The following is a 6,597-nucleotide window of genomic DNA, read 5'->3' as shown; positions in this document are numbered from 1 at the left end:
CGTGCGCGACGTCGCGCTCGTGGGGGTGACGCTCGCGTCGCTCGCGCTGACGCCGCGTTCCGCGCGCGAGGGCAACGCATTCAACTGGGCGCCGATCGAGGAAGTCGCGAAGCTGTTCGCGGGCATCTTCGTGACGATCGCACCGGTAATCGTGATCCTGCGTGCGGGCGCGGACGGCGCGTTCGCGCAGATCGTCCATCTCGTCACCGGGCCCGACGGCAAACCCATCGACGCGATGTATTTCTGGGCGACGGGCATCCTGTCGTCGTTCCTCGACAACGCGCCGACCTATCTCGTGTTCTTCAACCTCGCGGGCGGCGATGCGCAGACGCTGATGACGACCGGCGCATCGACGCTCGCCGCGATTTCCGCCGGCGCGGTGTTCATGGGCGCGAACAGCTATATCGGCAACGCGCCGAATTTCATGGTGAAGGCGATCGCCGAATCGCGCGGCGTGAAGATGCCGAGTTTCTTCGCGTACCTCGGCTGGGCGCTCGTCGTGCTGATACCGGTATTCCTGCTGACGTCGTGGCTTTTCTTCACGGCGTAAGCTGACGTTTTTCAACCCCGAGCGGGCGGCTCCGGCGGCGCATGGCGCGCCGCGATCCGTCCGCGGCATGCGGAGATGGCGATGCAGAAGATCCTGGTCGCGCGTCCGATCTTTCCGGACGTGATCGAACGGCTCAAGCAGTATTTCGACGTCGACTGGAACGACGGCGACGCGCTCGCGCCCGACGCGCTCGCCGCGCGTCTGGCCGACAAGGACGGCGCGCTGACGGCCGGCGACCCGGTCGGCGCGGCCACGCTCGCGGCGGCGCCGCGCCTGCGGGTCGTGGCGAACATGGCGGTCGGCTACAACAACTTCGACATGGCCGCGTTCAACGCGGCGAACGTGCTTGGCACCAACACGCCCGACGTGCTGAACGAGTCGACCGCCGATTTCGGCTGGGCGCTGATGCTGGCCGCCGCGCGCCGGATCGCCGAATCCGAACACTGGCTGCGCGCCGGTCACTGGCAGAAGTGGGCGTACGACGGCTTTCTCGGCACCGACATCCACGGCTCGACGCTCGGCGTGATCGGGATGGGCCGTATCGGCCAGGCGCTCGCGCGCCGCGCGCGCGGCTTCGGGATGCAGGTGATCTATCACAACCGGTCGCGGGTCGCGCCCGAGATCGAAGCCGAGCTGAATGCCGAATACGTGTCGAAGGATGCGCTGCTCGCGCGCGCCGATCATGTCGTGCTCGTGCTGCCGTACACGAAGGAGAACCATCACACGATCGGCGCGGCCGAGCTCGCGAAGATGAAACCCACGGCGACGCTGACCAATATCGCGCGTGGCGGGATCGTCGACGATGCGGCGCTGGCCGTCGCGCTGCGCGACGGGACGATCGCCGCGGCCGGCCTCGACGTGTACGAGGGTGAGCCGAGCGTGCATCCGGCGCTGCTCGAGGTGCCGAACGTCGTGCTGACGCCGCATATCGCGAGCGCGACCGAAAAGACCCGCCGCGCGATGGCGAATCTCGCTGCCGACAACCTGATCGCCGCGCTCGGCGAGGGGCCGCGTGCGGGGCAGCCGCCGAATCCGATCAACCCTGACGTGATCGGGAAGCCGCGCGCATGACGATGACGTTGTTGCTGGCGGCGGTCGTCGTGCTGGCCGTCGCGCTCGCGGTGGCGATCGTCGCGCTCGTGCGCGGCGGCCGCCACGACGATGCGGCCGTGCTCGGCGATCAGATCGAGGACGCCGCGCATGCGCAGGCGCGCGCGGTCGAGCGGCTCGAACGCGAATTGCGCGGCGAGATCGTCGAAAACGCACGCGGCTCGCGTACCGAGCTGGCCGGCAGCTTCGTCCAGTTGCAGCAGACGCTCGCCGCGCAACTGACGAGCGTGGCGACCGTGCAGAACAACCAGATCGAGGGGTTCGCGCAGCAGCTCGGCAAGCTCGTCGCCGGCAACGCGCAGCAGTTCGACGCGATGCGCGAGAGCCTGCAGCGCCAGGCCCAGCAGGCGCGCGAGGAACAGACTGGCGCGTTGCGGCTGTTCGGCGACACGTTGCACCGGCAGCTCACGCAACTGACCGAGGCGAACGATCGCCGGATCGGGGAAGTACGTGCGACGCTCGAACAGCGGTTGAAGGAAATCGAGACGAACAACGCAGCGAAGCTCGAGGAGATGCGTCGCACCGTCGACGAGAAGCTGCATGCGACGCTCGAGCAGCGGCTCGGCGAATCGTTCAAGCTCGTATCGGACCGGCTCGAGCAGGTGCATCGCGGGCTCGGCGAGATGCAGACGCTCGCGGCCGGTGTCGGCGACCTGAAGAAGGTGCTGACCAACGTGAAGACGCGCGGCACCTGGGGTGAAGTGCAACTCGAAGCGCTGCTCGAACAGATGCTGACGGCCGACCAGTACGCGAAGAACGTCGCGACGGTGCCGAAGAGCACCGAGCGCGTCGAATTCGCGATTCGGCTGCCGGGCCGCGATGCCGGCACGCGTGACACGCCGCCGGTGTGGCTGCCGATCGACGCGAAATTCCCGCGCGAAGACTACGAGCGGCTGATCGACGCGCAGGAGCGCGCCGACGCGGTGGCCGTCGAGGAGGCGGCGCGTGCGCTCGAGGCGCGGGTGCGGATGGAAGCGCGCACGATCGCCGAGAAGTACGTCGCGCCGCCGCACACGACCGATTTCGCGCTGCTGTTCCTGCCGACCGAGGGACTCTATGCGGAGATCCTGCGTCGTCCGGGGCTGACCGATCTGCTGCAGCGCGACTATCGCGTGACGGTCGCCGGGCCGACCACGCTCACCGCGCTGCTGAACAGCCTGCAGATGGGGTTCCGCACGCTCGCGATCGAGCAGCGCTCGAGCGAGGTGTGGCAGGTGCTCGGCGCGGTCAAGACGGAGTTCGGCAAGTTCGGCGACGTGCTCGCGCGCACGAAGGCGCAGCTCGAGACGGTCACGCGTTCGATCGAGTCCGCCGAGCAGCGCACGCGGGTGATGAGCCGTAAGCTCAAGCAGGTCGAGGCGCTGCCGGGCGACACGGCGGCCGGGCTGCTCGGCGCGGAAGGGGCCGAAGGCGCCGATGCGGATGACGCGTGATGCGCGTTGCCGGCCGCTGCCGGCAAAAAAAACGGGCGCCGCGGCGCCCGTTTTCTTGTGCGGCGATCGCCGGCGCGGCCGGCTCGCGCTCAATGCGCGGCGAGCGTGTCCAGCGCGTCGCCCGTCACGCGTACGATGCGCCACTCCGGCAGCACGGTCGCACCCATCTTCTCGTAGAAATCGATCGCCGGCTGGTTCCAGTCGAGGACCGACCATTCGAAGCGCGCGCAACGGCGCTCGACGGCGAGTGCCGCGAGATGACGCAGCATCGCGGTGCCGAGGCCCGTGCCGCGCTGCGACGGCTGCACGTACAGATCCTCGAGATAGAGCCCGCGGCGGCCGAGGAACGTCGAATAGTTGTGGAAGAACAGCGCATACGCGACGATCGCGCCGTCACGCTCGGCCACCAGCGCTTCGGCAGCGGGGTGCTCGCCGAACAGCGCGTCGGCGAGATCGGCTTCGGTTGCGACGAACAGATGCGTGAGCTTCTCGAACTCGGCCAGCTCGCGCATCAGCGCGAGGATCGCGCCGACGTCGCGCGGGTCGGCCGCGCGGATCAGCGGCGTGCCGCTCACGCTTCCTCCGGCGGATCGGACAGCACGATCTCGATGCCGCCGAAGCGCGATGCGACCCAGTTGTACGCATGGCACGCGATCCACAGCAGCACGAAACCGAGGATCGCGTTCAGCAGCAGTGCGCTCAGGATCGTGCTCAACTCGACCATCCCGTAGCGGATATACGCGACCAGAATGCCGAGCAGCACGATCGGCACGCTGAACGTCAGGTAGACGAGGATCAGCGCCTTTGCGGTCTGCCCCGCGGCGATCGACGAGATTTGTTTCTTCATGTGCGGATTGCCCCCGTAGAGATATACCGATTGGAATTCAGATCAGGCCGTCGAGCGGCAGGATGTCGACCGGGGCGCCCGCGTCGACTGCCGCGGTATCGTGGCCCAGGACGATGAAACAGTTGGCGGCGGCAAGGCCGCTCAACGACGCGGAGCTTTGCGATCCGGCCGGCGCGACGTGCCATTGGCCGTCGGCGGCGCGCGTCGCGATGCCGCGCAGGTAGTCGGTGCGGCCGGGACGCTTCTTCAACGGCTGCGTACTGAGCGCCGTATACATGGCGGGCGGCGGCGTTTGCGTGCCGGCCAGCTTGAGCAGCGCAGGACGCACGATCGCAACGAACGTCACGGCGGACGCGACAGGATTGCCGGGCAGCCCGAAGAACAGCGCGTGGCCGGCGCCGTCGGCCGCGCGGGCGAGCGTGCCGCACGCGAGCGGCCGGCCGGGCCGCAGCGCGAGACTCGCGAACGTCACGTCGCCGAGCCGCGCCATCACGTCGCGCGTGAAGTCGGCTTCGCCGACCGACACGCCGCCCGACGTGATGACCGCATCGGCTTGCGCGGCGATGGCGGCGCGCAATGCGGCTTCGAGCGCGGTCGGGTCGTCGCGGACGATGCCGAGGTCGAGCGTGTCGACGTGCAGCCGTTCGAGCATCGCGATCAGCATGCCGCGATTGCTGTCGTACAGCGCGCCGCTGCCGAGCGGTTCGCCGGGCTCGCGCAACTCGTCGCCGGTCGAGAACACGGCGACGCGCACGCGGCGGCGCACCGTGACGTCGGCGATGCCGAACGACGCGAGCAGGCCGAGATCGGACGGCCGCAGGATGCGGCCCGCGGCGAGCGCACAGGCGCCGCGCGCGAGATCCTCGCCGGCCCGGCGGCAGTTCGCGCCGTGCGCGACGTCGTGCGCGGCGAAGCGGATCGTGTCGCCGTCGACGCGCACGCGTTCCTGCGGAATCACCGTGTCGCATCCGGCCGGCATCGGCGCGCCCGTCATGATGCGCACGCATGCACCGGCCGCCACGGCGCCGTCGAACGGATGGCCGGCGAACGCGGTGCCGGCGACCGGCATCGCGACCTCGCCCTGCGCCGATGCGAATGCCGCGGCGGCGCCGTCGAACGCATAGCCGTCCATGGCCGAGTTGTCGTACGCGGGAATGTCGAACGGCGCGCTCACGTCGGCCGCGAGCACGCGGTCGAGCGCCTCGCGCAGCGTCACCGTGTCACACGCGTCGACGGGCACCGCGAAGCGGCACGCGAGCGCCTGCGCGTCGGCGAGCGACAGCGGGGCATCGGGGTCGGATGCGGTTCGGGAGGCGGGCGAGGAGTGCGTGATCATCAGTCGGACTGCGCCGCAAGGCGTATCGGGTTCGTGGCCGGTGGCGCGAGGAGGGTGCCGGGGCGCGGGTTTCGCGTGTGGCGGGCGCCGGGCGGGAACGGCACAGGGCCGTCAGCGACGGGCCAGCGCGGCGAGTTCCTGCCAGGAGTTGGCATTGTAAAACGCACGCTCGTCGCGAAACTCGACTTCGACCGTCTTGTGGCGTGCGTACCACGCACGCACCTTGCGGTCGCCGGCCGCGAGCCGGGCGGCCAGGTCGTCGGCCAGCGACGTGCGCAGCAGCGCGAACGTCGGCTGCGGCGAGCGCACCTGCTGCGCGTCGACGGTGACGGCCATCGCGATGTCCGCCTGCTGCGCGTCGAGCGCCGCCCGCAGCCGTGCGACGAGGTCGACGGGCAGATAGGGCGTATCGCACGGCGAGCACGCGACCAGCGGTGCGCGCGCCGCGCGCATGCCGGCGAGCAGGCCCGCGAGCGGGCCGGGGAAGTCGGGCGTTTCATCCGCGATGATGCGCGCGTCGAACGGGGCACTGAGCTCGGCATAGCGATCGGCATGGCGATTCGCGCTGATCAGCGTCTCGTCGACCTGCGGCGTCAGCCGGCGCAGCACGTGCAGCGCGAGCGGCGTACCGTCGAGCAGTTGCAGGCCCTTGTCGACACCATCCATGCGGGTGGCGCGCCCGCCTGCGAGCAGCAGGCCGGCAATTGACGGGAAGGCGGGGGCGGGCATCGTGCGCAGGGTGGACAGAGCGGCGTGCGTCAGCCGCCGATATACGACATTTCGACGCGCTTGCCGGCGCCGTCGGGCGCGGTATCGGCCGATGCGCTGCCGCGCAGCTGCGAATAGCGGTCGGTGCGCGCCTGCCAGATGCGGGCGATCGCGGTCGCGATCTCGGCATCGCTCGCGCCGCCGCGCACGAGTGCGCGCAGGTCGTGGCCGGTCGACGCGAACAGGCACAGGTACAGCTTGCCTTCGGTCGACAGCCGCGCGCGCGTGCAGTCGCCGCAGAAGGCCTGCGTGACGCTCGAGATCACGCCGATCTCGCCGCTGCCGTCCGCATAGGCCCAGCGCTGCGCGGTTTCGGCCGCCGTGTGCGGCTCGAGCGGCACGAGCGGGAAATGTTCGGCGATGCGCGCGACGACGTCCGCCGACGGCAGTACCTCGGTCATGTTCCAGCCGTTCGACGTGCCGACGTCCATGTATTCGATGAAACGCAGGATCACGCCGGTGCCGCGGAAGCGCTCGGCCATCGGCAGGATCTCGCTGTCGTTGGTGCCGCGCTTCACGACCATGTTGACCTTGACCGGCGCGAGGCCCGCGG

General features: G+C 69.8%; 7 protein-coding genes and 1 pseudogene. 3 read left to right on the top strand and 5 right to left on the bottom strand.

Annotated elements, in window-relative coordinates:
• The 3 genes from JMF90_RS18365 to rmuC form a co-directional block, all read left to right on the top strand.
• Positions 1-550 (top strand): sodium:proton antiporter (locus JMF90_RS18365; RefSeq protein ID WP_201325294.1); only part of this gene is annotated, 550 nt, incomplete at its 5' end.
• 81 nt (positions 551-631) lie between these two features.
• On the top strand, positions 632-1,621 hold the full coding sequence (locus JMF90_RS18360) for a D-glycerate dehydrogenase (RefSeq protein WP_201316778.1): 990 nt from the start codon (positions 632-634) through the stop codon (positions 1,619-1,621).
• Positions 1,618-3,093: a DNA recombination protein RmuC gene (gene rmuC / locus JMF90_RS18355; RefSeq protein WP_069232353.1), complete on the top strand. Its 1,476-nt coding sequence runs from the start codon at positions 1,618-1,620 to the stop codon at positions 3,091-3,093. The genes JMF90_RS18360 and rmuC overlap by 4 nt, the downstream gene beginning before the upstream one ends.
• An 89-nt stretch (positions 3,094-3,182) precedes the next feature.
• Here the strand turns inward: rmuC and JMF90_RS18350 are convergent, their stop codons facing one another.
• The 5 genes and pseudogenes from JMF90_RS18350 to JMF90_RS18330 form a co-directional block, all read right to left on the bottom strand.
• On the bottom strand, positions 3,183-3,668 hold the full coding sequence (locus JMF90_RS18350; RefSeq protein WP_011544925.1) for a GNAT family N-acetyltransferase: 486 nt from the start codon (positions 3,666-3,668) through the stop codon (positions 3,183-3,185).
• Positions 3,665-3,940 (bottom strand): hypothetical protein, encoded by a 276-nt coding sequence (locus JMF90_RS18345; protein ID WP_006476519.1) that lies wholly within the window; start codon positions 3,938-3,940, stop codon positions 3,665-3,667. The genes JMF90_RS18350 and JMF90_RS18345 overlap by 4 nt, the downstream gene beginning before the upstream one ends.
• 37 nt (positions 3,941-3,977) lie before the next feature.
• Positions 3,978-5,276, bottom strand: a complete 1,299-nt coding sequence (gene glp / locus JMF90_RS18340) for a gephyrin-like molybdotransferase Glp (RefSeq protein WP_201316779.1) — start codon at positions 5,274-5,276, stop codon at positions 3,978-3,980.
• Positions 5,277-5,387: 111 nt separating this feature from the next.
• The gene (gene mobA / locus JMF90_RS18335) at positions 5,388-6,005 is read right to left on the bottom strand and encodes a molybdenum cofactor guanylyltransferase MobA (protein ID WP_011544927.1); all 618 of its coding nucleotides are present in this window, start codon (positions 6,003-6,005) and stop codon (positions 5,388-5,390) included.
• A gap of 29 nt (positions 6,006-6,034) precedes the next feature.
• Positions 6,035-6,597: pseudogene (locus JMF90_RS18330) on the bottom strand (GTP 3',8-cyclase MoaA); the annotation flags it as partial.

Origin of the sequence: Burkholderia sp. E168m23 (genome assembly GCF_016586125.1) — a bacterium.
Taxonomy (GTDB): domain Bacteria; phylum Pseudomonadota; class Gammaproteobacteria; order Burkholderiales; family Burkholderiaceae; genus Burkholderia; species Burkholderia orbicola.
Note: the sequence above shows the minus strand (reverse complement) of the source record. Positions and strands in the feature narration are given on the sequence as shown.